Raw genomic sequence first — 26386 nt, forward strand, 5'->3', positions numbered from 1 at the left:
ACAATGAAAACGAATTAAGGACCGGGGAGCCAATTGGCTGAGAGGATGTAAGTAAACATCGACCCTCAACCTGATCTGGATAATGCCAGCGTAGGGAGTTACTTAAAGTGATGTAGCATATGTTATTCTGTAATAACTTGCATACAAGGCTTTCCTACGCAGTAGGAAAGCCTTTTCTTATTTTTGAAATTTAATTTTATAAGGGGGATTTTATTATGTCACAACAAGTTACAATGTCATTTTCAGTAGTACCACAAGCGAAAACGAAAGATGTATATTCTGTTGTCGATAAAGCAATTGAAGTTGTGCAACAATCGGGAGTTCGTTATGAAGTAGGGGCAATGGAAACAACTTTGGAAGGAGAATTAGATGTACTTCTTGATGTCGTTAAACGTGCGCAACAAGCTTGCGGCGACGCTGGAGCAGAAGAAGTGATTACTTCTATTAAAATCCATTATCGTCCAAGCACTGGTGTAACGATAGATGAAAAGGTTTGGAAGTACCGTGATGAATATGCAAAACCAGAAGCAATCTAAACTTATTACAACTATTTGGCTTATCCTTCTCATTGCGATATGGGAAGGATCTGTTTCATTATTTAAAATCGAACCGTGGATTTTACCAAAGCCTTCTGCCATTGTTCAAGAATTAATTGGGATGAAAGATTTACTATTACCAAATACGATGCAAACACTGCAGGAAGTTATAATTGGACTATTCTTTGCAATTTTATTGGGGACGAGCATCGCAATTATTATGGACGTTATACCGTTATTTCGTATTTTAATAAATCCATTGCTCGTTATTTCGCAAACAATTCCAATTGTTGTACTTGCACCGCTATTTATTATTTGGTTTGGATATGGGATGTTACCGAAAGTAATGGTCGTAATACTCGTTTGTTTCTTCCCAATTGCGCTTAGTATTTTAGAAGGTTTTCAAACAGTAGATAAAAACATGCTGAAACTGTTACAAACAATGAAGGCGACAAAATGGCAAGTTTACCAGAAAGTAAAATTTCCAGCAGTGCTTCCATACTTTTTCTCAGGTTTAAAAATTGCAGTTACATATAGCGTAATGGGGGCAATTATCGGAGAATGGCTCGGTGCAAGTGAAGGATTAGGCGTTATGCTTACGAGGGCTACAAAATCCTTTTTGACTGCCCGAGTATTTGGTGTTGCAGCAATCATCGTTATAGTGACATTATTCCTGTATTTTATCGTAGAGTTTATGGCAAGAATAACAGCACCATGGATATATAGAAAGGACGGCAGAAAATGAAAAAAGGTTTGAAAGTTATGTTAGCTGCCTTAGTAGCGGTAGGTGTGGCTGGATGTAATCCGGCGAAGAAAGAAGAAAGTGCAAGTAAAGATCAAAAAGTAAAAGTAGTATTAGATTGGTTTCCAAATACGAATCATACTGGCTTGTATGTAGCGCAAACGAAAGATTATTACAAAAAGCAAGGATTAGATGTAGAAATTATTCAACCAGGTGACAATGTAACAGCAGAGCAAATGATAGCATCAGGAAAAGCAGACTTCGCAATAAGCGCACAAGAAAATGTAACGTTAGCTCGTGTAGAAGGAATTCCTGTTGTATCTGTAGGAGCGATTATTCAGCATAACACTTCAGCGTTTGCATCGCTTAAGAAAGACAATATGACGTCCCCGAAAGATTTTGAAGGTAAACGTTACGGCGGCTGGGGAGGACCAGCAGAAGAAGCGACATTAAAGACGATTATGGATAAACATCAAGCTGATTTTAATAAAGTTGAAAAAATCATCTTAGGACAAACCGATTTCTTTAAATCAATTGGCCGTGATGCAGACTTTGAATGGATTTATTACGGATGGGATGGTATTGAAGCGAAGCGTCAAGGAAAAGAGTTAAATACGATTATGGTGAAGGACTTAGATCCAGCGCTTGATTTCTATAGTCCTGTTATTATTACGAGTGAAAAACATACGAAGCAAGATAAAGACTTTGTGAAAAAGTTTATGAGTGCAACGACAGAAGGTTATAATTTTGCAATTAAGGAACCGAAAGAGGCTGCTGATATTTTAATTAAAGCTGTTCCAGATGTGAATAAAGATTTAGTTCAAGAAAGCCAAAAATGGTTAAGTACGAAGTATCAAGATGATGCTAAAGCATGGGGAGTACAGAAGGAAGAAATTTGGACGAATTACATGAATTTCTTATATGACAACAAAGTTATTAAAAAGAAAATCGATGTAAAAGATGCTTTTACAAATGAATTCCTTCCAAGTGAAAAATGAGCGGATTACAAATAAAAAATATAGTGAAATCTTTCGACGGAAAGAATGTATTAGAGAATATTAGTGCCTCTATACAAGAGGGAGAGTTTGTTTCCTTTGTAGGACCGAGTGGTTGCGGGAAAAGCACATTATTAAACATGATTGCAAATGTTGAAAAACCAACAAGCGGGAACGTAACGTATAAAGATAAGCAAGTACAAGAGCAAGATGTTGTTAGTTATATGCCACAACAAGATTTATTACTACCGTGGCGATCAGCTTTGCAAAATATCGTTCTTCCGTTAGAAATTGAAGGAAAGCCGAAAAAGCAAAGGCTGACAGAAGGAATGGAAGCATTAAAGCAGTTCGAACTAGATGAATATGCAGACCATTATCCAGATGAATTGTCTGGTGGTATGCGTCAAAGAATTAGTTTTCTGCGCACATATTTATGTGAAAAGCCAATTATGCTGCTTGATGAGCCTTTTGGAAAGTTAGATGCATTTACAAAAATGGAAGTACATAGCTGGCTTTTAAACTCTTGGCATCAAGAGAAGCAAACAATCATTATGGTTACACATGACTTAGATGAGGCAATCTTGCTTTCAGATCGCGTATTTATTTTATCTCAAAGACCAGCGTCAATAGTTGGTGAGGTACAAGTGAAATTACCTAGACCGAGAACGATGGATATGTTAACATCACTCGAATTAAAAAAGGATAAAGAAGAGATTTTAAGTGTGTTAGCTCCTTATATGAAAAAATAGAAAAAGCTGATGTTTTAATTTTAGACGAACGGACTAATCATTTGGATGTAGAAACTAAGATGGCTTTACAGGAAGCGTTACAACAATACAAAGGAACGGTTTTAATTGTCTCACATGAACCTTCTTTCTATGAATCGTGGATAACAAAAGTATGAAATATAGAAGAATGGAATACTCAATAATATGAATAAAGAAAAGGCATTAGCTTTTATGAGCTAATGCCTTTTCTTTGTGATTAACATGATTTTCGAGAACTCTTACATGAGAATTGTATGAAGAAGCACTCTTATGGTGCGCTTATAAGCGTGCTTTTTCTTTTGTTATATTTATAATAATACGAAAGCCTTTCCCTAACAGGTGACTATCTTTATTTATATATATAGATAGTTCAAAGTGGAATGAAAATAATTCCTATATGTAAAGAATAATATGGATATTATAGGAAGACAATAGAAATTAAAGGAAATTCATGTAAAATTCAAATGAACTTCATATAAACTTCATATTATAAAATGAATGTATAAACTTAATATAATTATAATAAGTTATTATTATAATTTGATTTTCCGTAAAATTAAAAGTTTGAATTTAGGAGGTATTACTCAAACCTAAATTCAAACTTTAGTGAAGTAATTAATGGATATTACGTCTAGTTTTCGCTAATGACGGCATTTAAAAGTTCGGCAGGATTACCTGTTCCTGCACCGCCAATTGTAATAGACCCACCAGGAGGAATTTCACCATTCCATCCTGCGTTCGTAATTACATAATGATTATTTGTTTTACTACTAATTTTAGAATCCCAAACTTGTGTTAAATTGCCGCTATAATCAAATTCTAATTTCCAATTTTTAATAGGAGTCGTTCCATTATTTTTAATTATAATCGAGAAGTTATAACCACTGCCCCAATTCGAAGTGACTGAAAATGTAGCAGTACCATTTCCATCAGGAGGTGTTGTATTAGCTTCATCTGTTTTGACAGTAAAAGCGGTAGGTTGTGATTTATTTCCAGCAGCATCTTTGGCAATTACTGAAAATGTGTATTCCGTATTAGGTTTTAAGTTTTTAATTGTAATGCTATTTGTTGTTGTACTCCATTTCTCTTCTCCAGCAGTAATTTCATATTCCGTAACTCCTACGTTATCAGTAGATGCAGTCCAGTTTAATTGAACTGAGTTTGAATTTTTATTCGTAACTACAATGTTTTTAACATTCGTTGGTGGCTCAGTATCTTTTTGACTAATAGGTCCACCAAGTAATTCTTTTACTAGCGTATCAAGTAATTTTGGACCACTACAACTATATTTTGGACTTGTGCGGCAATCTCCGCTTAGTTCCCAAAACATTGCTCCACTTAAACCTTTCGTCTTTATATAGTCTGTTTTGTATTTCATAGATTCATTGTCATCGTAGCTAATAAATGTGCCTGTAGTTGCATTATATAAATAAGGTACTTTAGCTGTGTCATTCCAGTGGCGTACAAAACCATTTTTATTAACGTAATTGGCTGCTAAATCACCGTAATCATACACACCCGTGTCACCGGTAGAATAATCATCCCAAGTACCTTTAGAAGCAAGTTTCCCATCACTACCTGGTTTGCAAGGTTGATATTGTCCGTTATTTTCTTTGCCACAACTTTTCCAGCCACGTCCGTAAAAGGGTACGCCTAATACTAGTTTATCGACTGGAACACCTTCATTTGTATAAACATTTATAGCACCATCTACGTAAAAATTCGTATTTGCTGCTGGGTCATTTGGATCCTTATATAGAGCTGCATTATGATTAGAAGTAGCTTCCCATCCGCCGTGGAAATCATATGTCATAATATTAATCCAATCGAGTATTTGAGAAATTCTCTTTAGCTCTGTATGATCAGCGTAGCGTTGGCTTGCGCCTGAAGCGATTGTTAGTAAATATTGTTTGCCATCTTCAGCACCTGCTTTATTCAAAGCATTTCGGACGTCTTGAAGAAGGAGAGTGAAATTTTGCTTATCTTCAGGACGGTAACTACCACCAGGAATCGTTTCAACGCCCGGATATTCCCAGTCTAAATCTACGCCATCAAACCCATATGCGCGAAGAAAAGCTACTGTAGAGTCAGCAAATACTTTTCTTGTTTTTTCATCAGCGGCCATATCAGAAAAGCGGTTAGACCAAGTCCAGCCACCAACGGAAATAATTGTTTTTAAGTGAGGATATTTAGCTTTTAATCGTTTTAGTTCACCGAAATTTCCGCAACGGGCATATTTATCGCAATCTTCCCAAGTTGTCCCTGAGCCAGGATACGATTTGGTAACATCAGCCCATGGTTCCCCGAGTACGAGAGTACCATTAGGAACCTCTTTATTTTGCAATGGTACACCAGATTCTTTACAGTTCCACGTTTGTTTATTTGGATTATCAGGATGAGTAGAAGGGTTTCCATGTTTTCCATTCCAACAAATATCCGCGAAAGCATAGTTAAGGTGAGTAAGTTTTGATGCATCAATGTCAGCAACTTGATAATTACGTCCGTAAACGCCCACGAAGGAAAGTACCCAACAATTTTTTGACTTTGCTTTGGTGAATCTGCTAATGCGAGATTTGGAGTAATAAAATTTGTGAGAAAAAGAGGTAAGAAAAGTAGTAGGGATAGTAATAGCAGTGTGAATTTTTGAGACCTCATAGCCATTTCTCCTTTCAAAATAAAAGATATATTTAAAGGCATACGCCAATAAATCAAAATGAATCTAGACGTGTGAAACGTCTAGATAAAATGATCAGACATCACGAAGTCTATACAAGGGAGCTGGGGGTGATTAAATCGTAACAAATGTAAGATTTAGTGTAAACGCTTTATTAAGTTGAAAAAGACTTTCTCAATACAAAAAGGCTTGAATACAAACTATATATGAAAACGAAAAATCGGTATGGGAGGAAAAAGCTCATTATAAATAAATTTGAGAAAAAATTGTATGGAGCCAATTATTAAAGACGTAGAAAGATAAGGAAATATCATGTAAAATAATAGTAAAAATATGTAAAGGAGGGAATAGTGTGGATGTGTTTTTGAACATTGCTGAAGAGAAAATTCGACAAGCAATACGGAATGGTGATCTTGATTATATTCCGGGAAAAGGAAAACCACTACAATTAGAAGATCTTTCAATGGTACCTCCAGAACTTAGAATGAGTTATAAAATTTTAAAAAATGCGGGAATGATTCCACCAGAAATGGAACTACAAAAAGATATATTAAAAATAGAAGATCTAATTGCTTGCTGTTATGATGAAGAAGAGAGAAAGAAATTACGAGAAGAGTTAACAGCAAAAACTCTGCGTTTTCAGCAGGTAATGGAAAAGAGAAAGATTAAAGATAGTTCAGCTTTTCGTATGTATCAAGCCAAAGTATTTCGTAAATTACGTTAAGAGGGATAAGATGAATACATTTAAAACGATAGAAGAATTAGCGACCTATATCGAAGAACAACAATTGGTACTTCTGTTTATTAAAACGGAAAATTGTGGTGTTTGTGATGTTATGCTAAGAAAAGTAAATTGCGTATTAGAGAATTATGATTACGTAGAGAAAATAGAGATATTACTACAAGACATGCAAGAGATTGCGGGGCGATATGGAGTATTTACAGGGCCAACAATTTTATTATTTCATAATGGAAAAGAAATTCTTCGTGAATCACGCTTCATTTCACTTGAAAATCTAGAGAGAACCATTCAATTATTCGAGGAATAAGGGCGGCTTTTAAATGGAATTTATTATTGTCATACTATTATTTGTTGTAGTTGGAACAATCGTAACAGCAGTTCGATCGAACAAAAAGAAGGTAAATCTTACAAAACAAAATAACATTCATAATTCATCTAACAGCTCATCACCATTATTTTTCTTTGCTGGATCTGATAATGATAGCTCGCATGATGGCGGCTCACATGATTGTGGAGGATCTTTTGGGGGAGATAGCGGAGGAAGCTGCGGTGGCGGTGGTGATTGATAAAAATGCGCCTTATATTAGGCGTATTTCTTTTTAAACAAACGTTTGATTAGTCGGCTTACATATGCATAAACACAGTTAAACAAACGTTTGTTTAATATTTTTAACATACTAAGGGGAATGGAAATGAAAAGGGAACCGAAAGTGAAAAATAAGGGGAAAGTAGTGTTATTTTTATTAGCTGCGGGAGGCGTATTTCTTGTTAAATTAGCATTTAAATTTGGAACCATACATATGATTCGAACTTGGTTTGAAAGTACGTTTTCTTAAATAAGGAATATAGCCTCTTGCGATAGAGGTTTTTGATTTGTTATTATTAGACTGAACGGTCGGTTTAAAGAGGTGTGAATATGAGAAGAAGTGCAGAAGAGATAAAGAAAGAAATTGCATATAAAGCAGAAAGTCTATTTTCACAGAAGGGCTACGCAGCTACATCTATGGAAGAGATTTGTGAAATTACAGAGCGAAGTAAAGGAAGTATTTATTATCACTTTAAAAGTAAAGAAGAATTATTTTTATTTGTAGTGAAACAGCATACGTATGATTGGATTGAAAAATGGAATGAAAAAGAGAAGTTGTATAGCACTAGTACTGAAAAACTATATGGTCTCGCGGAATATCATGTAGAGGACATACAGCAACCAATTTCAAATGCAATAGAGGAATTCTCTATGAGCCAAGTTGTAAGTAAAGAGATTCTGGATGAACTGTTAGCTTTAACTAGAGAATCATATGTTATGTTTGAGAAATTAATTGAAGTAGGTATACAGTCTGGAGAGTTCCGTGAAGATAATACTCGTGATCTTATGTATATTGTAAACGGATTATTATCAGGACTTGGAGTGCTTTACTACGAATTAGATTATAAAGAGCTGAAACGTATTTATAAAAAGGCAATAGATGTATTGTTAAAAGGAATGGCAGCTGAATAATAGGTCAGTTGCTTTTCTTACAAAATAAATTAGACCGAACGGTCGGTTTGTGAAAGGGGAATGAAAATGAACGCTTTATTTAAAAACCGAGCATTTATGCTCGTTATGGCGTCTGATATTTTACAACAATTTGCAATTTGGATCAGAAATATGGCTCTTTTGTATTTTATAATGGAGCGAACGAATAATGATCCAGTTTCTGTTTCGTTGTTATCAGTTATGGAATATGCACCTATTTTTATTTTCTCGTTTATCGGTGGTGCGCTAGCTGATCGTTGGAATCCGAAAAGAACAATGGTCGCTGGAGATGTATTAAGTGTACTGTCTATTATAGGAATTGTTTTGTTGTTAAAGCTGGATTATTGGCAGGCTATATTTTTTGCAACACTCATTTCCGCGATTGTAGGTCAGTTTTCTCAGCCCTCATCTTCGCGTATATTTAAGCGCTATGTAAAAGAAGGAGAGGTAGCAAATGCGATTGCATTTAACCAAACATTACAGTCATTATTTCTGATTTTTGGACCAGTGGTAGGATCGCTTGTGTATACACAACTTGGTTTATTTACATCACTATATAGCTTAATCATTTTTTATTTTTGTTATCTGCTATCGCCCTTTCATTCTTACCAAAATGGGTTGAAAAAGAGCAGGTGGCGAGAGACTCATTAAAAAATGATATAAAAGAAGGTTGGAAGTATGTTCTTCATACGAAAAATTTACGTATGATTACGATCACTTTTACAATTATGGGTTTGGCTGTTGGATTAACGAATCCATTAGAAGTATTCCTTGTAATTGAACGTTTAGGTATGGAAAAAGAAGCTGTTCAATATTTAGCGGCAGCTGACGGAATAGGTATGTTACTCGGTGGTATTGTTGCTGCAGTTTTCGCTTCAAAAGTGAATCCGAAAAAGATGTTTGTATTCGGTATGGGTATATTAGCGATTTCATTTTTAGTAGAAGGGCTATCTACATCATTTTGGATTACTAGTTTCATGAGATTTGGAACAGGTATTTGTTTAGCTTGTGTTAATATTGTTGTCGGTACGCTTATGATTCAACTTGTACCAGAAAATATGGTTGGAAGAGTAAATGGAACGATTTTACCACTGTTTATGGGGGCAATGCTAATTGGAACTTCATTAGCTGGAGGATTAAAGGAACTAACTTCACTAGTTACTGTGTTTTGTATAGCAATGGCACTTATTTTATTAGCGATAGGGCCAGTTCTACGCATGCAAATAAAAAAAGACGATGTTGCTAATAAAGAGGCACTAACAAATTCGTTAGTTTCGAAATAACTATTGTAAGGGAGCAAAATTGCTCTCTTTTTCTTTGAGGAACTTTTGACAACTATATGAGCCAATTATATACTGATGTTGTAAAAATAATTTTACAGGTTAGGAGCAATGGTGTGAAAAATCAAATCTATGAATTACGCACTGAAAATAATATTTCACAAGGCGCATTAGCTGATAAATGTAAGGTTTCTAGACAAACGATAAATGCAATTGAGAATAATAAATATGATCCAAGCTTAGCGTTAGCGTTCCGTTTAGCTGAAGTATTAGGAACAACTGTTGATAAATTATTTTTGTACAAGCAGTAGAGTCGTTCATTATAAGGCGCACCTTTAAAAATAAAAAAGATCCTCTTCTTATGAGAAGAGGATCTTTTCTTATAGCGTTTTAGTCTTTGGACTAGGTGGTGTAACGGATGTATTATTTTCTGGAACTCTAGTTAGTAAGAATCCTCCGATAATAAATAGAACAATAATACTAAGAACACCAGCGTTTGTTTGTCCTGTTAATTGCGTTGTAACACCGACTAATACCGGACCCATAATTGCGGCAAACTTTCCAAATATATTATAAAATCCGAAGAATTCATTAGCAGATTCTTTTGGTACTAGTTTTGCAAAGTATGAACGACTTAGTGCTTGAATACCACCTTGAGATGTAGCAACTAACATTGCTAAAATCCAAAAATCAAGTGTTGTTTTTAAGAAATAAGCATATGTGCAAATAATGACATAAATAATGATACCGACATATAGCATTTTTTTACCAGTAAATGGTTCAGATAGTTTTCCGTATAGTAACGCAAATGGACAAGCGACAATTTGTGTTACAAATAATATGATTAATAGATTCGTTGCACTAATACCGAGATCGGTTCCGTAAGCGGTAGACATAGTAATAATTGTATCGACTCCGTCAATATAGAAAAAGTAAGCGATTAGAAACATAAATACAGTTTTATATTCTTTAATATTTTTAAAAGTATCAGCAAGACGTTTGAAGCTCATTCTAATAGGTCTTGGATGACGCTCAATATAGTGTGTTTGCTCTACGTTTTTTAGCATTGGAATTGTAAATAACCCCCACCAAAGAGCTGTTATTGCAAAGGAAATTTGACTAGCAATGCCGACCGATAAGGGAATAGTTCCTTTTTGAGAAAGAATAATAAGAGCGATACAACCGATAAAAGGAATTGTACTCCCGATATAACCTAATGCAAATCCTCTTGTAGAAATTCGGTTCATTCTATCTTCAGAAGTGACGTCTACTAAAAATGCATCATAGAAAATGTTTGCTCCAGCAAAGCCGATTAAGGCGAGCATATAGCACCCTAGCAATAAGTACCACTGAGAGGTTGGAACAATTGCTAACATACTTGTAAATACGATACCAAGTCCAAAGAAGAATGTGAAAAATCGTTTTTTAAATCCTTTATAATCAGCAACTGTGCCGAGAATAGGGGCAAGTATAGAAATTAAAAGTGTTGCGAATGAGTTTGCATATCCCCAATATGCTGTTGAAGTTGCCCCAGATAGTCCAGCTTCTTTTGCAGCTGCTTTAAAGTAAATTGGAAATAATGCAGTTGTAATGACGAGCGAGTATACAGAGTTCGCCCAATCGTATAATATCCAGCTTTTTTCTTGTCTGGACATTTTTTTCATATAATGTTCCCCCTTAAATTTGTTTTACTAACAGTGTACAAAAATAAAAATTATAAAAAGAGAAACAGTGATGAATTTTACATAACTTTTACATATATACACAGTTCTTTACAATTGGAGTAAATCCTCTACAATTGCTCCGTCTGTTTCACCTAAGTGTAAACCTAGTAGTCTAGCGATAGTTGGACCTTCATCAATAAGTCTCATATATGGGATTGTCACACCACTTTTTATGCCTTTTCCGGCAGCGATAAAAATTGTTTCATAGTTAGGTTTTGTTGGAGAGTATCCATGCGTACCAAATGTATATTTTTTACTAGGCGTAACATCTTTTTCGGTAATTTCTTTTATGAAATCTCCTGTATAGTTTTCAGTGAAATAATACCCTTCTCGTGCTTCTAACATGAATAAACAATTACCGTCTGCACCGCAGTCTTTCGCAGCTTCATCATGAAGTATAAATTCAATTCCGTTTTGTTTATTTTGAAGTAGGTCTTCAAGGAGTAGTTGTACCTCCCGAATTGTATCCGTATCATTTTTGTCCTTTACATATACATAGGCAGAGCCGTCGCAACTTTGGCAATAGGCTTTCCAGTCTACTAATTTTCCTTTTTTATTAAGAGATATAAGTCCTCTTTGATGGAATAGCACATTTAATTGGATGGATTTGTTTTCACTTAAAGCGCTATGATCACCAAGGGCAATAATTGTACTTTCTTCGTATAGGTCACTTTCTTTTAGTGCTTGAATAATTTTCCCTAGACGTTCGTCATGTCTCTGGATAGCAGCTATTGTTTCGTTAGATTCAAAGCCGTGATAGTGTCTTTGGGTGTCTAGATCGGTGAAATGTACAAACATGACATTAGGCTTTTTCGTCTGGATTGTATGCACAGCAGAGGCGAGGACGAAATCATCCAGCTCTGGTTGTGATAAACCATTTCTTATATGGCCGAAACGACGATTTAAATCTAATTGGTATAGTGGGCTACCGCTAAATAAGGAAACTAACACTTGATTTTGCCAAGGTCTATTGGGGAAAATTTCTGGTAAATTGTAATCGATGTTCGCTCTTCCAGTAACAGGCCATAGAAGGGCGGCTGTCGTTAAATTTGCTTTGCGCGCTTCATCATACAATGTTGTTCCTTTTATTGATTTTCGGTACCAATGCCAATCAGGTGATTCACGCCCTGGTTGAAGTAACGTATTGCTAACAACACCGTGCTTGTTAGGATAATTACCGGTTACGATTGTTGAGTGGCTTGGATATGTTACAGAAGGATAAATTGGTTCTACTTTTTCGACAACCGTGCCCTTTTTTATTAGAGATTGGAAATGAGGTAGTTTTTGTAGTATAGGAAAATCTAAAGCTGATAAACAGTCGAATGATAAAATAATGACATGGTTTGTTAATGCTTTATCCATAAAGTTCCCTCCTGATTATATAAAACCTATTCTTATATATTACTATTAATACCTAGTAATAAAAATATATTTTTAGGTGAAAATTTATTATTTATTTTCAGAAAAATTAAACATATAATTAAGTATAAGGGAATCTATGGAAGGAGGAAACACTATGGATTGGTTAGATGGATTTGGTATCTTTTACATCATTGGTGGAATCACGATTATCCTTGTATTTGCTATTTCATATTTACTAAAGAAACGGTTTCCAGACAAACAGTTCGATATTATATTTGCACTTAGTTTAATACTTCTTTGCTTAGCGTCCTTTCCCGTTACAATGATGGTTATTGGTGGGTGGGAAGGAATGGGATATGGATTTATTGGTTTCTTCGTCCTACTTGGTAAACTTATCGGTATGATTGCACATCAACTTGTGAAAATTACGCGGAAAAGCTACGTATAAAACTGCAAAAAATGAAAAGAATATATAATAATAAGAAAATTAGCTATTGTTTTAAAAAAGAATTTGTATTATGATAATCAACAAATTTATTTCGTTATAACGATGAAAAAGGACTAGTACATGTTCAACCTTTTTAGCAGAGAGAGAATCCGCCAGGCTGAAAGATTCTTAAAAAGGCAATATGGAACCTGCCTTTGAGTTCTGCATATGCAGCGGGAATTTCCCGTTATCAAAAAGAGAGCATGCGCAATTTTTGTGCATGAATCAGGGTGGTAACGCCGGCAAAGCTCGGTCCCTATTTAGGGACGCGGGCTTTTTTGTATTTTCTAGAAGGAGGAAGACTGACTATGGCAAAAGAACAAGTGCAAGCCATTACGAAGATGGAAGAGGACTTTGCGCAGTGGTATACCGATATTGTAAAAAAAGCCGAACTTGTTGATTATTCAAGTGTAAAAGGGTGCATGATTTTACGTCCGTATGGTTATGCCTTATGGGAGAATATGCAGAAGGTGATGGATGAGAAGTTAAAAGAAACTGGCCATGAAAATGTATATATGCCAATGTTTATCCCAGAGAGTTTATTGCAAAAAGAGAAGGATCATGTTGAAGGATTTGCTCCTGAAGTAGCATGGGTCACGCATGGTGGAGATGAAAAGTTAGCGGAAAGACTTTGTGTACGTCCTACATCTGAAACTTTATTCTGTGAGCATTTTTCAAAAATTGTGCAATCCTATAATGATTTGCCAAAGTTATATAATCAGTGGTGTTCAGTAGTTCGTTGGGAGAAGACAACTAGGCCGTTCCTTCGTACGACTGAATTTTTATGGCAAGAGGGTCATACAATCCATGAAACGGCAGAAGAATCGCAGGCTGAAACATTAAATATTTTAAACTTATATGCTTCTTTCTGTGAGGATTATTTAGCAATACCAGTTATTAAAGGACAAAAAACAGAAAAAGAGAAGTTTGCTGGAGCAAAGGCAACTTATACAATTGAAAGTTTAATGCATGATGGAAAAGCACTTCAAACAGGAACCTCTCATAACTTTGGGACGAATTTCTCAGAAGCATTTGATATTAAGTTTTTAGATCGTAACGGTAAGTGGCAATATGTGCACCAAACATCTTGGGGTGTATCAACAAGAATGATAGGCGGGCTAATAATGGTTCATAGTGATAATAATGGACTTGTAATGCCACCAAAAGTCGCTCCAGTGCAAGTTGTTATTGTACCGATTGCTCAGCATAAAGAAGGAGTTTTAGCAAAAGCAATAGAGTTACAAGCACATATTCAAAAGGTTGCACGAGTAAAAATAGATGCTAGTAATAAAACACCAGGCTGGAAATTTAATGAGTATGAAATGAAGGGGATTCCAATTCGATTAGAAGTTGGCCCTAAAGATATTGAAAAGAATCAAGTTGTACTTGTAAGAAGAGATACGAAGGAAAAAGAGTTTGTACCAATGGATCAATTAGAAGAACGTATTCCAGCATTACTTGAAGAAATTCATATTGCTTTATTTAATAAAGCAAAAGCATTTCGCGATGAGAATACGTATGTTGCGACAAATTTCGAAGAGATGAAAAAAATAGCTGACGAAAAGCAAGGATTTATTAAAGCGATGTGGTGCGGGGAATTAGCTTGTGAAGAGAAACTAAAAGAAGAAGTTGGAGTATCTTCTCGCTGTATGCCTTTTGAGCAAGAGCATTTAGCTGAAGAATGTATTTGTTGTGGTAAAGAAGCTAAACAAATGGTGTATTGGGGAAAAGCGTATTAATACTTTTTCTGATAGGTGATAAAAAGGACTTTGGGCTGCATAATAAAGTGCAATCCAAAGTCCTTTTTAGTTTTATACAGTATTTCATGTATTCTTTAGATGGAAGTATGTTGCTCTTATTTTACGTTTTTACGACGAATAAACAGTAACATACCAATTAGGAATGTTGAAAGACCCATTAAAATAGATGCAGGATAATGTGTTGCTGTATTCGGTAATTTATCACCTTGTTTTTTTGTATTATCTTTTACATTATCCCCTTGAGAACCGTTGCCCTCCTGAGAATTGTTATCGCCTTTAACACGATTGCCACCTTGAGAGCCATTACCACCTTGAGAGCCATTACCACCTTGAGAGCCATTGCCACCAGAGCCACTGCCATCAGAACCGTTACCGCCGGAACCATTGTCACCAGAACCACTGCCGTCAGAGCTGCTACCACCAGAACCATTACCGCCGGAACCATTGCCGTCAGAGCTGCTACCACCAGAACCATTACCGCCGGAACCATTGCCGTCAGAGCCACTGTTACCAGAACCACTATCGTCCTGAGAACCGTTATTTCCTGGAGGTTTATTATTATCCTTTGAGTTTCCTTCTGCAAAATGATCGCTATTTTGTACAATAGCGTTTGTTAATGGTTGGAAGTTTTCAGTTGCAGCATTACCGATATTTAAACCGCTAAAAAAAGATAAAGAGAGTGTTGATGCTAAAATGAAGATTTTCGTCATGGTTTTCCTCCTAAGAAATTAATATTCCATCAATACATCCCTTTGTAATATTTCTTAGGAAAAAGAGTTTTATGCAAAAAAAACTATATATAGAAAAAGGTGGTGTATTTGTCAAAGCAGAAAAGAGTTAATGTAGATTTTCTACAAATAATAGAGGTGGAGAATTTACATTCATAACGGTAGAGGAAGTGGCAGTGGATGAAAGAGTATATAGCGTTTGATATTGGCGGTACGCAAATTAAGTATGGTATTGTTTCAGAAATAGGGAGAGTATTAAAGCGTAAAACAGTTGCAACAGAAATTCATTTAGGCGGAGAACAAATTATTCAAAAACTTATATATGTATCCCAAAAAATAATGAATGAACATACTATTGCAGGAATTGGTATTAGCACTACGGGAATTGTTGATATTAATAAAGGAATTGTGACGGGAGGTGCGGATCATATTCCGGGATATAGTACGATTCCTATTATTGATAGATTGCAAGAGATATTAAAAGTTCCAGTATCGATTGACAATGATGTGAATTGTGCAGCGTTTGGAGAAAAGTGGAATGGTAGTGGAAGAGAGAAAGATAACTTTATTATGCTCACCATTGGAACAGGGATTGGGGGAGCAATTTTTATAGATGGAGAATTGTACCGAGGACATTCATTTAGTGCTGGTGAATGGGGGAATATGCTAATAGAAGGAAAAACGTTTGAAGAGGTTGCTTCGATTTCAGGATTAATTCGGCTTGTAAGAAAATATAAAGGCAAAGGCGAGTGGAATGGGAAAAGAATTTTCGAGTTGTATGATAAAGGAGATAGAGAAGTTGCTCAAGCAGTTGGGATTTTTTTTAAACATTTGGCAATCGGAATTAGTAATCTTGCTTATATTTTTAATCCAGAAACGATTATTATTGGTGGAGGAATTACCGATAGAGGAAATGAGTTTTTAAAAGAAGTAAAAGAAGAGATCAGTAAATACTTAAATCAAGAGATTTATAATAATTGTGAGATTGAACTTGCGCAAAACGGTAATTGTGCAGGAATGATTGGTGCTATTTACCACTTCTTACATCATCATAAGTAAGTTATATGAATGTTTTCATATAACTGAGAATTTATCCTTTTTATCGCTAGGTAAATAATGCTACAATATAAGAGAAGAATACAATATTTTCCGATTTGGAAAATGCTTTGTAGAAAGGGAGAAACTTCATGCCTATTATTTTAGAAAAAGGTCAAAAGATCGATTTAACGAAAGGACAACCAAAAGTAGCAAAACTACAGGTTGGCTTAGGCTGGGATCCAATTGGGCAATCAGGTGGATTTCTGTCTTCATTATTTGGAAGTAAACCAAATGTAGATTGTGATGCATCTGTTGTTATGTTAGAAGGAGATCGTTTTTTAAACAAAAATGATTTAGTTTACTTCGGAAATAAACTTTCTACTTGTGGTAGTATTATTCATTCAGGAGATAATTTAACAGGTGAAGGCGCTGGTGATGACGAAACAATTTTCGTAGAATTACATAAAGTTCCGAGCCGTATTAATCGTTTAGTATTCGTTGTAAATATTTATGACTGTGTAAATCGTCGTCAAGATTTCGGGATGATTCGTAATGCATATATTCGTATTCAAAACCCGCAAACTGGTGAAGAATTAGCACGCTATAATTTATCGGATAATTATGCTGGCAAAACAACTCTAATTGCAGGTGAAATGTATCGTCACGGAAGTGAATGGAAGTTTTCAGCAGTTGGAGAAGGCACGCAAGATAAAAACTTAAGTGAGATTGTATCACGTTATCAATAAAATAACCGAGGAGGAATTGTATATGGCGTCAATTTCATTGAAAAAGGGACAAAAGGTAGACTTAACAAAAACGAATCCAGGTCTTTCGAAAGTTCTTGTAGGACTTGGTTGGGACACGAATCGTTATGATGGACAAAACGATTTCGATTTAGATGTTAGTATTTTCTTAGTAGGTGCTAACGGTAAAGTTTCAGGTGCAGAGGATTTCGTCTTCTATAATAATCCAAAAGGTGCGAATGGTGCTGTAGAGCATTTAGGAGATAACCGCACTGGTGAAGGTGAAGGCGATGACGAAGCGATTAAAGTAGATTTGAAAAATGTTCCTGCTCACATCGAACGTATTTGTTTCACAATTACAATTTATGATGGAGAAGGCCGTAGCCAAAACTTCGGACAAGTTTCTAATTCTTTCGTACGTATTTTAGATGAAGAAAAGAATGCAGAATTAATTCGTTACGATTTAGGAGAAGATTTCTCTATTGAAACAGCCGTAGTAGTAGGTGAATTATATCGTCATGCAGGTGACTGGAATTTCAATGCAATCGGAAGTGGATTCCAAGGTGGATTAGCGTCTCTATGTAATAACTTTGGTTTAGATGTAGAGTAATAGATTTGATTTATATATCCATTGGTGAAATGTATGTTTACTGATGGATATATTTTTAAAGATAAACATATAGAGGTGAATATAGATGGTTATTCAATTACAAAAAGGCCAGAAAATCGATTTAGGTAAGACAAGCCCTGGTTTAACAAAAGCAGTAATTGGTCTTGGATGGGATATTAAATCTTATGACGGTGGAGCTGATTTCGATTTAGATGCATCTGCCTTTTTATTAGATGCAAACGGAAAATGTACGAAGGAAACTGATTTTATCTTCTATAATAATTTACAGTCTCCTTGTGGATCTGTTTTACATACAGGAGATAACCGTACAGGTGAAGGTGAAGGTGACGATGAGCAACTTGTTGTGGACTTGAAGAAAGTTCCAGCAGATGTGCACAGAATTGCTATTACAGTTACGATTTATGATGCAGAAGGCCGTAGTCAAAACTTTGGGCAAGTAGGAAATGCGTTTGTTCGTTTAGCGAATGAAGAAACGAGTGAAGAAGTTCTTCGTTTTGACTTAGGGGAAGATTTCTCCATCGAAACAGCAGTTGTCTTTTGTGAATTATACCGTCATAATGGACAGTGGAAGTTTAATGCAGTAGGAAGTGGATTCCAAGGTGGTTTAGGTGCGCTTGTAAGAGCGTATGGCTTGGATGCATAGAAAGGAAACGATATTCGTTTCCTTTTTTTGACCTTTCTATAAATCTAGCAAAGAATAGGGGATAAAGGTAAGATGAGTATTTTGCAAGGAATCCTTGATACGTATGCTCAGTTTTTTGACTTGGACATGTGGATTAAAGTGTTGCAAGATCCAGTATCTTGGGGATTAATTGGTACACTTGTTGTACTTGAAGGGTTGTTATCTGCTGATAACGCACTTGTGTTAGCAGTAATGGTAAAACACCTTCCTGAAGAGAAACGTAAAAAAGCATTATTCTATGGACTTATTGGAGCTTATATATTCCGCTTTATTGCAATTGGAATTGGAATGTTCTTAATTAAATTATGGTGGGTAAAACTTCTTGGTGCACTTTACCTTGCTTGGTTATCAGTAAAATACTTTATTGATAAGCGTAAAGGTGCAGGTGAAGAAGAGGAAGCTCATGGTATGAACCAAAACAGTATTTTCTTCAGAATGTTCGGTGTCTTCTGGGGAACAGTTGCAATGGTCGAATTAATGGATATCGCATTCTCTGTAGATAGTGTACTTGCTGCATTTGGTGTATCTAATGAAGTTTGGATTTTATTATTAGGCGGAATGCTAGGTATTTTAATGATGCGTGGTATTGCCGGTGTATTCTTGAAATTGTTAGAGCGTATTCCAGAGCTTGAAACGACAGCATACATTTTAATCTTAATTATTGCATCGAAAATGTTACTGTCTTTAATCGAGATTGAGATTAGTCATACACTATTCTTTATTATTTTAGTTGTAGCATTTGGAGCAACATTTATAATTCACTACATGAAGAATTCTGGACAAGCTAAAGAAGAAGTTGCAGCTACTAAAGAAGACAATAAATAATTGGAATGGGTTTGCTCGTTTTGTGAGCGCCCATTTTTTATAACCAAAAATAGTTTATAATAGAAGAAGGACTTAGAAAAAACGTAAATGTTTTTGGAGGTGAACAGTTGTGTTTTCACGTTTTACACTTCAACCATATGCATTAAAAGATGAATCAGATTTAAAGCAATTTGAAACGCTTTTAGAAAAACGTCCACAATATGAACTGACAGAGAATGAGATGAAATTTAGTTATATAGCATGTCGAATCCTTGGCGTTCCTAATGATGTAGATGAATATTTTAATGAACTGTTTGATTATAGTGAAGCGAAAGGAATCGAAGTTTTACACGAACAAAATTTAAACAAAGTGATTGATTCGGAAAAGCTTCGTCATATTCAAGAAGTGTTCGGATTACATCAAGAAGCACCAAATGGTCTGACAGTAAATAGGTTAGTTGCACACTTATCTGGGAAACAACTTTTACCGAAAGTAGACAATCCTGATTTACAGCATTACATACATACGACGTTTATTTCACTATTGAAATTATATGAGAAACAACATAATCAGTCGTTAAAGACAGAAGGCTTCCGTCGTTTCTTAATCGACATAATTAAACTAAGCGAAAATTATGTAGCGAAGTGGTTCTCTACGATTAATTATAAGAAACAAATGCCGCGTATCGTTTGGTATGGTGATGCACAGGAAAGCCGTATATATTTCTTATACTTTCTTATTATGCTCGGTTGTGATGTGCTTTATTATCATCCAGAAGGAAAAGATGGATTTGAGAATGTCGATGAAGAGGGAAGGACCTTTATTGTGTCTCATCTAGGCCGTATTTCTCTTGAACCATTTCCAGATCGCCGCCGCGAGCGTGTGGCAACAGTAGCGTATCAAGCTTCAAAAGAAATTGAGCAAGTACTTCACCATGATAAGTCACTGCTGTACAAGCCGTGGCAATTCCGTTCCTATACGCCTGTAGCTCGTACACTAAAAACAACATATGATGAACTCTTTTTAATTACGAAAGAAAAGGCGTTTGTACGCCCGACATTCTTTGTTGAAAATAAACACATTTATATCCCTTCTTTATTTGCGAAAATATCAGGTGTTTCAAAGAATGATAAAGAGTATTTTCAACGATTAAAGGCTGTTACATCATTTGATAACAGTTTACTAATTAATACATTCCCATTTACGAAAGAGCAAAAAGCAAACTTCCAATATCATTATCGAGATGCATTGGACCGAGCTGGGAAATTACATCCGGATCTAATTATGAATAGCCATTGGTGGCCGCATAAGCGTTTACCGGAAGGTTTACAACATGGGATTGCAGAAGCGATTATCCATACGTGTGAAAGTGAAATGTGCAAACCAATTGCGAAAGAGACGAAACAAGATGTAGCGCTATATGTTTTCGCGCAACTTTCTCAAATACCACCGAATATTTTAGAACAGCTTGAGAAATTTGATTATTCACAAGATGTACCGAAAATTGTTATATTTAATAATGAGAAGAGTGGAGAGTTAACTCGTTCTGATGCTGTTTTATTACTATTTTTAAATCAAATTGGAGTAGATGTATTCCATTTCAATCCAACGGGAAGAAACGATATTGAACCGTATATTGAAGCGGGGGCATTTGATTCCCATTGGCTTGAAGAGGTTAATTTCGATCTTGAGTTTCATGGTTCATCAGCTTATAAAAATTTATCACAAACAATAAAAGGACTATTTCGTCCATTTTTATAAGGAAAGGGAGAATACTATATGAATAACCCAGTCGTACTAGATCCGAAAACAGAATTAAATGAGCAAACAGCACAAGATGTTCGCTTACAACTTAGACAAGATGCGGATGTACAACGTATTTATAATGCGGTAGATATTAAAGATCAATTAGAATTAATTGAACTTGGAAAAGAACCTTCTATGGAAATTTCACGTTTTGCTGATCAAATTTTACATACAATGTCATTATCAAAGATAGAAGATTCTGGTGAATTATTAAAACAGCTTGGTAAAATTATGGACAGATTTGATAGCAAAGACTTTGCGGAAGAGAAAAGTGGTTTCTTCTCACGTATGTTCAAAAAAGCGGATAAAATGATAGAACAAATTTTTAGCAAGTATCAAACGATGGGCCGTGAAATTGATAAAGTATATGTGGAAATTACGAAGTACCAAGATGAGATGAAAAAATCAATTGGTACGTTAGATGGCTTGTATGAGCAAGACTTAAAATATTATTTAGACTTAGAGAAGTACGTAGTAGCAGGAGAAATGCTATTAGAGCGTTTAAATACAGAATTAGTTCCGATGTATGAAGAGCGTGTGCGTAATAATGATCAATTAGCAGGTATTGAATTAGAGTCGCTTAAAAACTCTGTTGAAATTTTAGAGCAACGTATTGATGATTTAGAAAAAGCGCGTATGGTTGCGCTACTTACAGCACCACAAATTCGTATGATTCAACGTGGTAATAATAAATTAATTGGTAAAATCAATACAGCATTTATTACAACGATTCCTATCTTTAAAAATGGTATCATTCAAGCGGTAAATGCGAAGCGTCAAAAGCTTGTTGCAGATTCTATGGCTGAACTGGATCGCCGTACAAATGAATTACTTAAGAAAAATGCACAAAATATCGCAACGCAAAGTGTAGAAGTAGCGAGATTATCAGGTTCTTCTAGTATTAAGATGGAAACACTTGAGGAAACTTGGAACATTATTTCAAGAGGTATGCAAGAAACACAACAAATTGAAGAGCAAAACAAACGTGAGCGTGAAGAAAGCCGCAAACGTATGGCTACATTAACTGAGAATATTAAAAAAGAATTACAAGGGTAAATGAAAAGGCAATGAGGAAGAGTCCTCATTGCCTTTTAGTTTCTCTTCACTAATTTAACAATCTCATTCACAACAAGTGGAATGATACTTAATAAGAGAACAAATCCCCAATCTCGCATCGTTAATGCATGTACACCGAATATACTTGCAAGGGGCGGGATGGAGATGATACAAACTTGCATAAGAACACCGATAAGAAGGGAGAAGACTAAATATTTATTTGTAAAGATCCCAATTGAAAAAATTGATTTCGTTCTTGAACGCAAGTTAAATGAATGAACGAGCTGAGAAAAACTAAGAACGACAAATGCCATCGTTTGAGCGTGTAATAGAGCATCGTCATCAATTCGCTCTGGGAAAAGAGGGAATAAATTTGTATCTCCAGTATAGAATTTTGCTCCGGCGATAAAAGCTATTAGCGTTAAAAGTCCAATGATAACTCCATTGAAAATCAGGAAAGGAACGCTGCCACTAAATAAGCTTTCTTTCGCATGTCGTGGTTTTTCCTTCATCACATCTGGATCTTCAGGATCAACCCCAAGTGATAATGCAGGCAGTGTATCTGTAATTAAATTCACCCACAAAATATGAATAGGTCGTAGTGGTGTTGCCCAGCCGAGTAAAATCGCTAAAAATAAAGCGATAATTTCTCCGAAGTTACAAGAGAGTAGGAAGAGAATTGATTTTTTAATGTTACGATAAATATTTCTACCTTCTTCAACGGCTTTCACAATAGATGAGAAATTATCATCTGTTAACACGACATCTGCTGCCCTTTTGCAACGTCTGTTCCTGTAATGCCCATCGCTACGCCAACATCAGCTTGCTTTAAAGATGTTGCATCATTGACACCATCACCAGTCATAGAAACGATATTTCCTTTCGCGCGTAATGCCTTTACAATTTTCACTTTATGCTCTGGAGAGACTCTAGCGAATACATTTAAATGATTAATTTTGCTAGCTAGTTCTGTATCAGAAATGTTATCTAATTCAGTTCCAATCATAATTTCCGATATTTCTTCAGCAATGCCAAGTTCTTTGGCAATTGCAAAGGCGGTATCTTTATGGTCACCAGTAATCATAACTGTGCGAATACCGGCTTTTTTACATTCTTTAATTGAATCTTTCACTTCAGTTCGTGGTGGATCAATCATACCGACAAGACCAATAAAGATAAGATTTTCTTCAAGATGATTTATATCCATATCGTTTGAATTGTATTGTTTAAATGCGAATGAAAGTACTCTTAAAGCTTCTTGAGACATTGCTCCGGCAGCTTCTAATATTTGATTTTTATCAGAATCAGTTAAAATCTCGATTTTGCCGTTTTTAAAAATATGGGTACATCGAGGTAAGAGCTTATCGATAGCGCCTTTCGTCATGCTATAGTAGCTTTCATCGTATGTATGTACGGTTGACATCATTTTACGATCTGAATCGAAAGGTACTTCGTTAACACGTTCATGTATTTTTTCTAAATAATCTTTTTGCATGTTAAAAGTGGTTCCAGCAACGAGAAGTGCAATTTCAGTCGGGTCTCCCGTTTGTGATTCGTTATTATAAGACGCATCATTACATAGCACCATATTTTCTAACAATAGACGTTGCGCATCATTATTTACATTTAAACTTTCTAAGCGATCGTATGTGTTATCACTATAAAAGTGAGTAACGGTCATTTTATTTTGCGTTAACGTACCTGTTTTATCTGAACAAATAATTGTGACAGAACCGAGGGCTTCAACAGCTGGTAGTTTGCGAATGATAACGTTTTGTTTAATCATACGTTGCACACCAATTGCAAGAACGATGGAAACGATAGCTGGCAAGCCTTCTGGAATAGCTGCAACGGCTAAGCTAATAGCAGTCATAAACATTTCTAACGTATCCCGGCCTTGTAAAAAACCGATGAGGAACATAATGATACAAATAGCTACAGCGACAAAGCCTAAATATTTTCCGACTTGTGCTAAGCTTTTTTGAAGTGGTGTCATATCATCGTCTGCTTCATGTAAAAGGGTAGCAATCTTACCAATTTGTGAGTTCATTCCAGTTTCAACAGCAACACCGACGCCTCTTCCGTATGTTACAAGAGTAGACATAAAGGCCATGTTTTTTTGATCGCCGAGTGGTACTTGTTCATCACTTTGCATGGAAGGGTGGTAGATTGCATCTTTATCAACAGGGACAGATTCACCAGTTAGAGCAGATTCTTCAACTTTTAAATTTGCGGTTTCAATAAGGCGTAAATCGCAGGGGATATATCGTCCGGCATCGAGCATAACGATATCCCCTGGAACGACGTGTTCAGATGGAATTTCTTTTAGTTCACCATGTCTCTTGACGATAGCTTTAGGTGTTGCCATCTTTTTTAGTGCCTCTAAAGCTTGTTCTGCTTTAGATTCTTGGACAACACCGATAACAGCATTTAAAACTACAACAAGCGCGATAATACTGGCATCCGCCCATTCACCTACAAAGGCAGAAATAAGGGCAGCAATAATAAGGACATATACGAGGACGTCATTAATTTGGGCGAAAATACGCTGCCATAAAGTGCGTTTTTGTTTTGTAGCTAATTCATTAGAACCGTATTGCTTTAAACGTTCACTTACAATTTCATCTGTTAAACCGTGTTGTTCGTTTGTTTCTAGGTCAATTAATGTTTGATCTTTCGTCTTACTGTACCAATTGCTCATAAGTAAGCACCTCCAGTAAAAACAGTTAGCAATGGTAGTGTTGCTATTATTTGTGAGTAGTATGTATGGAGAAAAAATCTAAGATGAGGTTCTACTTCTATTGTACAATATTTTACAGTTGGTTGAGGGAAAGAGATGAGTTGTCATGAATTTGTTGGAAATAAAAAAGAGCCTCATATAAGAGAGGCTTTTTTACTTTTTAATTAATGTACCTAATTCTTCTGTAATAGCTTGCATTTCACTAATGCTGAATGTTTCACGTTTCATAACATGATCATAAATGTCACGTAAATCTTCGTACATTTCTTCGTTAAAACTAGCAGCTCTCATCGCTCCAGCATTAACCATACGTAATTTTTCTTTAATAGCTTCGACCATATATTCAACGTTTTCTTCTGACTTTACGGATAAATCCACCGAAGTGTCCCCCTTTAAAATAACATAAGGCTATCTTAACATTTTTTATCATTTTCGTTAATGAATCTTTTCAATCCCATTAAATTAGTAGGGATTTCCTTTATATTTAATAATTGGTTGTTTATACTATAAGTATATATTAAGAAATGCACCAAGAAGGGAAGAAACAAAAGTATGGTTCAAGTATTGTTTGTTTGTCTTGGGAAAATTTGCCGTTCTCCGATGGCAGAAGCGATTTTTCGAAATCTTGTCGTAAAAGAGGGACTTGAAGAGAAAATTGTCATTGATTCTGCAGGAACTGGAGATTGGCATGTTGGCCATCCGCCACATAAAGGAACACAAAAAATTTTAAAAGAAAATGCAGTCACTTTTGAAGGAATTAAAGCAAGGCAAGTAGAAAAAGAAGACTTAACAAAGTTTGATTATATTATTGCCATGGACAACAAGAATATAGCAGATTTAAAAAGTTTAGGTAAAACTGGAGGCTATATTGGTAGGCTGTCCGACTTTGTTCCAGACGTTCCTGACCCTTACTATACAAGGAATTTCCAAGAAGTATATGACCTTGTAACAGAAGGGTGTGCAAAGCTATTAGCTTTCATTCGAAATGAACAAGGAATATGAGGAAGCTTAGAAAGAAATACTTTCTAACATAAGAAATGAAAGGGTGAAGGAATATGGCAAAGAAAAATAATATTGCTCGAAACATTGCGATTGGTGTAGCGGCAGGTGTAGCTGTATCCATGTTAAAGAAAGAAAACCGTGAAAAAGTAAAAAATACAGCAGAAAAAGCAAAAACAAAGATGATTGAAATTGGTGAAAATGCAAAGATCAAAGAAAAAGTGCAAACTGTTACAGATAAAGGACGCGAACTTGCTGATTTCAATGTGGTAAAAGCGAAAGTAGCAGAAATTAAAAAATTAACACCATCTGTTGTAGAGACGTTAAAAGAAACGAAAGAAATTTTTAGTAAGAAAAAAGTTGAGCCAGAAGAAAAGCCAGAAACGATTGAAATTCAAGCTGTATCTCCAAAGGTAGATGAGCTGAAAGCAGAAGAAGAGCCAGTAGTTGCTGAAGATGGTGGTATGAAAGAAGCGCGTGAATTATTTATGAAAGACTCAAATGCAGTGGAAAAAAAAACTGAAGCGTACATTGAGTTAAAGCAAGATAAAGAAGAGAAGAAAAGCGTTTAAA

The 26386-nt window shown here is 35.5% G+C and carries 25 protein-coding genes, 4 pseudogenes, 1 riboswitch and 1 other annotated feature; of the genes and pseudogenes, 23 read left to right on the top strand and 6 right to left on the bottom strand.

The annotated features are described in order from the left end of the window. The first annotated feature begins 12 nt into the window (after positions 1-12). A riboswitch (TPP riboswitch) is annotated at positions 13-114 on the top strand. A 101-nt stretch (positions 115-215) separates the two neighbouring features. The 5 genes and pseudogenes from MR169_RS04230 to MR169_RS04250 all read left to right on the top strand — a co-directional run. Then, positions 216-536, top strand: coding sequence for an MTH1187 family thiamine-binding protein (locus MR169_RS04230; protein WP_242318943.1), 321 nt, complete (start codon positions 216-218; stop codon positions 534-536). Further along, positions 508-1281: an ABC transporter permease gene (locus MR169_RS04235; RefSeq protein WP_001057165.1), complete on the top strand. Its 774-nt coding sequence runs from the start codon at positions 508-510 to the stop codon at positions 1279-1281. The genes MR169_RS04230 and MR169_RS04235 overlap by 29 nt, the downstream gene beginning before the upstream one ends. Continuing rightward, positions 1278-2276: an ABC transporter substrate-binding protein gene (locus MR169_RS04240; RefSeq protein ID WP_000715573.1), complete on the top strand. Its 999-nt coding sequence runs from the start codon at positions 1278-1280 to the stop codon at positions 2274-2276. The genes MR169_RS04235 and MR169_RS04240 overlap by 4 nt, the downstream gene beginning before the upstream one ends. Further along, positions 2273-3022: an ABC transporter ATP-binding protein gene (locus MR169_RS04245; RefSeq protein ID WP_000016081.1), complete on the top strand. Its 750-nt coding sequence runs from the start codon at positions 2273-2275 to the stop codon at positions 3020-3022. The genes MR169_RS04240 and MR169_RS04245 overlap by 4 nt, the downstream gene beginning before the upstream one ends. Then, positions 3019-3177 (top strand): annotated as a pseudogene (locus tag MR169_RS04250) (P-loop NTPase family protein); the annotation flags it as partial. The gene MR169_RS04245 and the pseudogene MR169_RS04250, both read left to right, overlap by 4 nt. A 494-nt stretch (positions 3178-3671) precedes the next feature. On the opposite strand, the pseudogene MR169_RS04255 reads toward MR169_RS04250, so the two are convergent. Continuing rightward, positions 3672-5695: pseudogene (locus tag MR169_RS04255) on the bottom strand (glycosyl hydrolase family 18 protein). Between the two features lie 371 nt (positions 5696-6066). Here MR169_RS04255 and MR169_RS04260 point away from each other — a divergent pair. The 7 genes and pseudogenes from MR169_RS04260 to MR169_RS04290 all read left to right on the top strand — a co-directional run bounded on the left by MR169_RS04260 (position 6067) and on the right by MR169_RS04290 (position 9563). Then, entirely contained in the window at positions 6067-6438 is a 372-nt protein-coding gene (locus MR169_RS04260; RefSeq protein ID WP_242318944.1) for a DnaJ family domain-containing protein, read from the top strand. Positions 6439-6448: 10 nt separating this feature from the next. Beyond that, positions 6449-6763, top strand: a complete 315-nt coding sequence (locus MR169_RS04265) for a thioredoxin family protein (protein WP_001091336.1) — start codon at positions 6449-6451, stop codon at positions 6761-6763. 13 nt (positions 6764-6776) lie between these two features. Next, positions 6777-7022: a hypothetical protein gene (locus tag MR169_RS04270; protein ID WP_000394369.1), complete on the top strand. Its 246-nt coding sequence runs from the start codon at positions 6777-6779 to the stop codon at positions 7020-7022. A gap of 126 nt (positions 7023-7148) precedes the next feature. After that, positions 7149-7292, top strand: coding sequence for a hypothetical protein (locus tag MR169_RS04275; protein ID WP_000817981.1), 144 nt, complete (start codon positions 7149-7151; stop codon positions 7290-7292). A gap of 80 nt (positions 7293-7372) precedes the next feature. Beyond that, a complete protein-coding gene (locus tag MR169_RS04280) occupies positions 7373-7954 on the top strand; it encodes a TetR/AcrR family transcriptional regulator (protein WP_001254434.1) in 582 nt (193 codons plus the stop codon). 66 nt (positions 7955-8020) lie between these two features. Next, a pseudogene (locus MR169_RS04285) lies at positions 8021-9255 on the top strand (MFS transporter). A gap of 56 nt (positions 9256-9311) precedes the next feature. Beyond that, positions 9312-9563 (top strand): helix-turn-helix transcriptional regulator, encoded by a 252-nt coding sequence (locus tag MR169_RS04290; RefSeq protein ID WP_065845593.1) that lies wholly within the window; start codon positions 9312-9314, stop codon positions 9561-9563. 69 nt (positions 9564-9632) lie between these two features. Here MR169_RS04290 and MR169_RS04295 read toward each other — a convergent pair whose 3' ends face one another. Together MR169_RS04295 and MR169_RS04300 are read right to left on the bottom strand one after the other, a co-directional pair. After that, a complete protein-coding gene (locus tag MR169_RS04295; protein ID WP_242318945.1) occupies positions 9633-10916 on the bottom strand; it encodes an MFS transporter in 1284 nt (427 codons plus the stop codon). Positions 10917-11024: 108 nt separating this feature from the next. Further along, positions 11025-12338 carry an alkaline phosphatase family protein gene (locus MR169_RS04300; protein WP_000356413.1) on the bottom strand — a complete coding sequence of 438 codons (1314 nt, stop codon included), beginning with the start codon at positions 12336-12338 and terminating at the stop codon, positions 11025-11027. 154 nt (positions 12339-12492) lie between these two features. Between MR169_RS04300 and MR169_RS04305 the strand changes: the two genes are divergently transcribed. Then, positions 12493-12786, top strand: a complete 294-nt coding sequence (locus tag MR169_RS04305; RefSeq protein WP_242318946.1) for a YesK-like family protein — start codon at positions 12493-12495, stop codon at positions 12784-12786. Positions 12787-12879: 93 nt separating this feature from the next. Beyond that, positions 12880-13086: a binding site (T-box leader), on the top strand. 47 nt (positions 13087-13133) lie between these two features. Beyond that, the gene (proS, locus tag MR169_RS04310; protein WP_001040974.1) at positions 13134-14564 is read left to right on the top strand and encodes a proline--tRNA ligase; all 1431 of its coding nucleotides are present in this window, start codon (positions 13134-13136) and stop codon (positions 14562-14564) included. Positions 14565-14680: 116 nt separating this feature from the next. Here the strand turns inward: proS and MR169_RS04315 are convergent, their stop codons facing one another. Continuing rightward, the gene (locus MR169_RS04315) at positions 14681-15295 is read right to left on the bottom strand and encodes an LPXTG cell wall anchor domain-containing protein (RefSeq protein ID WP_242318947.1); all 615 of its coding nucleotides are present in this window, start codon (positions 15293-15295) and stop codon (positions 14681-14683) included. Positions 15296-15493: 198 nt separating this feature from the next. Here MR169_RS04315 and MR169_RS04320 point away from each other — a divergent pair, with 198 nt between their 5' ends. The 7 genes from MR169_RS04320 (at position 15494) to MR169_RS04350 (ending at position 22074) form a co-directional block, all read left to right on the top strand. After that, a complete protein-coding gene (locus tag MR169_RS04320; RefSeq protein ID WP_000666112.1) occupies positions 15494-16372 on the top strand; it encodes an ROK family protein in 879 nt (292 codons plus the stop codon). Between the two features lie 128 nt (positions 16373-16500). Further along, positions 16501-17097: a TerD family protein gene (locus MR169_RS04325; protein ID WP_001121586.1), complete on the top strand. Its 597-nt coding sequence runs from the start codon at positions 16501-16503 to the stop codon at positions 17095-17097. A 22-nt stretch (positions 17098-17119) separates the two neighbouring features. Then, entirely contained in the window at positions 17120-17704 is a 585-nt protein-coding gene (locus tag MR169_RS04330; protein WP_242318948.1) for a TerD family protein, read from the top strand. A gap of 85 nt (positions 17705-17789) precedes the next feature. Further along, a complete protein-coding gene (locus tag MR169_RS04335) occupies positions 17790-18368 on the top strand; it encodes a TerD family protein (RefSeq protein ID WP_000236643.1) in 579 nt (192 codons plus the stop codon). Between the two features lie 72 nt (positions 18369-18440). Continuing rightward, the gene (locus MR169_RS04340; RefSeq protein WP_000025688.1) at positions 18441-19232 is read left to right on the top strand and encodes a TerC family protein; all 792 of its coding nucleotides are present in this window, start codon (positions 18441-18443) and stop codon (positions 19230-19232) included. A 109-nt stretch (positions 19233-19341) separates the two neighbouring features. Further along, positions 19342-20973, top strand: coding sequence for a YceG family protein (locus tag MR169_RS04345; protein WP_242318949.1), 1632 nt, complete (start codon positions 19342-19344; stop codon positions 20971-20973). Between the two features lie 18 nt (positions 20974-20991). Next, complete coding sequence (locus tag MR169_RS04350; RefSeq protein WP_242318950.1) at positions 20992-22074, top strand: toxic anion resistance protein; 1083 nt, start codon at positions 20992-20994, stop codon at positions 22072-22074. Positions 22075-22109: 35 nt separating this feature from the next. On the opposite strand, the pseudogene MR169_RS04355 reads toward MR169_RS04350, so the two are convergent. Together MR169_RS04355 and MR169_RS04360 are read right to left on the bottom strand one after the other, a co-directional pair. After that, positions 22110-24775, bottom strand: a pseudogene (locus MR169_RS04355) (cation-translocating P-type ATPase). A gap of 192 nt (positions 24776-24967) precedes the next feature. Continuing rightward, entirely contained in the window at positions 24968-25192 is a 225-nt protein-coding gene (locus MR169_RS04360) for a DUF1128 domain-containing protein (protein ID WP_000366196.1), read from the bottom strand. 174 nt (positions 25193-25366) lie between these two features. Between MR169_RS04360 and MR169_RS04365 the strand changes: the two genes are divergently transcribed. Both MR169_RS04365 and MR169_RS04370 read left to right on the top strand, forming a co-directional pair. Continuing rightward, positions 25367-25816: a low molecular weight protein-tyrosine-phosphatase gene (locus MR169_RS04365; RefSeq protein ID WP_242318951.1), complete on the top strand. Its 450-nt coding sequence runs from the start codon at positions 25367-25369 to the stop codon at positions 25814-25816. 53 nt (positions 25817-25869) lie between these two features. After that, entirely contained in the window at positions 25870-26385 is a 516-nt protein-coding gene (locus MR169_RS04370; protein WP_001085388.1) for a DUF4075 domain-containing protein, read from the top strand. Position 26386: the final 1 nt, after the last annotated feature.

Source organism: Bacillus cereus group sp. BfR-BA-01349 (assembly GCF_022663795.1).
GTDB lineage: Bacteria > Bacillota > Bacilli > Bacillales > Bacillaceae_G > Bacillus_A > Bacillus_A cereus.

Coding starts and splice junctions, on each gene's coding strand:
- MR169_RS04300 (WP_000356413.1), bottom strand. CDS start 12,338: ATGGATAAAGCATTAACAAACCATGTCATTATTTTATCATTCGACTGT.
- MR169_RS04365 (WP_242318951.1), top strand. CDS start 25,367: ATGGTTCAAGTATTGTTTGTTTGTCTTGGGAAAATTTGCCGTTCTCCG.
- MR169_RS04340 (WP_000025688.1), top strand. CDS start 18,441: ATGAGTATTTTGCAAGGAATCCTTGATACGTATGCTCAGTTTTTTGAC.
- MR169_RS04275 (WP_000817981.1), top strand. CDS start 7,149: ATGAAAAGGGAACCGAAAGTGAAAAATAAGGGGAAAGTAGTGTTATTT.
- MR169_RS04245 (WP_000016081.1), top strand. CDS start 2,273: ATGAGCGGATTACAAATAAAAAATATAGTGAAATCTTTCGACGGAAAG.
- MR169_RS04305 (WP_242318946.1), top strand. CDS start 12,493: ATGGATTGGTTAGATGGATTTGGTATCTTTTACATCATTGGTGGAATC.
- MR169_RS04240 (WP_000715573.1), top strand. CDS start 1,278: ATGAAAAAAGGTTTGAAAGTTATGTTAGCTGCCTTAGTAGCGGTAGGT.
- MR169_RS04290 (WP_065845593.1), top strand. CDS start 9,312: ATGAGCCAATTATATACTGATGTTGTAAAAATAATTTTACAGGTTAGG.
- MR169_RS04325 (WP_001121586.1), top strand. CDS start 16,501: ATGCCTATTATTTTAGAAAAAGGTCAAAAGATCGATTTAACGAAAGGA.
- MR169_RS04320 (WP_000666112.1), top strand. CDS start 15,494: ATGAAAGAGTATATAGCGTTTGATATTGGCGGTACGCAAATTAAGTAT.
- MR169_RS04265 (WP_001091336.1), top strand. CDS start 6,449: ATGAATACATTTAAAACGATAGAAGAATTAGCGACCTATATCGAAGAA.
- proS (WP_001040974.1), top strand. CDS start 13,134: ATGGCAAAAGAACAAGTGCAAGCCATTACGAAGATGGAAGAGGACTTT.
- MR169_RS04315 (WP_242318947.1), bottom strand. CDS start 15,295: ATGACGAAAATCTTCATTTTAGCATCAACACTCTCTTTATCTTTTTTT.
- MR169_RS04295 (WP_242318945.1), bottom strand. CDS start 10,916: ATGAAAAAAATGTCCAGACAAGAAAAAAGCTGGATATTATACGATTGG.
- MR169_RS04370 (WP_001085388.1), top strand. CDS start 25,870: ATGGCAAAGAAAAATAATATTGCTCGAAACATTGCGATTGGTGTAGCG.
- MR169_RS04230 (WP_242318943.1), top strand. CDS start 216: ATGTCACAACAAGTTACAATGTCATTTTCAGTAGTACCACAAGCGAAA.
- MR169_RS04330 (WP_242318948.1), top strand. CDS start 17,120: ATGGCGTCAATTTCATTGAAAAAGGGACAAAAGGTAGACTTAACAAAA.
- MR169_RS04270 (WP_000394369.1), top strand. CDS start 6,777: ATGGAATTTATTATTGTCATACTATTATTTGTTGTAGTTGGAACAATC.
- MR169_RS04235 (WP_001057165.1), top strand. CDS start 508: ATGAATATGCAAAACCAGAAGCAATCTAAACTTATTACAACTATTTGG.
- MR169_RS04280 (WP_001254434.1), top strand. CDS start 7,373: ATGAGAAGAAGTGCAGAAGAGATAAAGAAAGAAATTGCATATAAAGCA.
- MR169_RS04335 (WP_000236643.1), top strand. CDS start 17,790: ATGGTTATTCAATTACAAAAAGGCCAGAAAATCGATTTAGGTAAGACA.
- MR169_RS04350 (WP_242318950.1), top strand. CDS start 20,992: ATGAATAACCCAGTCGTACTAGATCCGAAAACAGAATTAAATGAGCAA.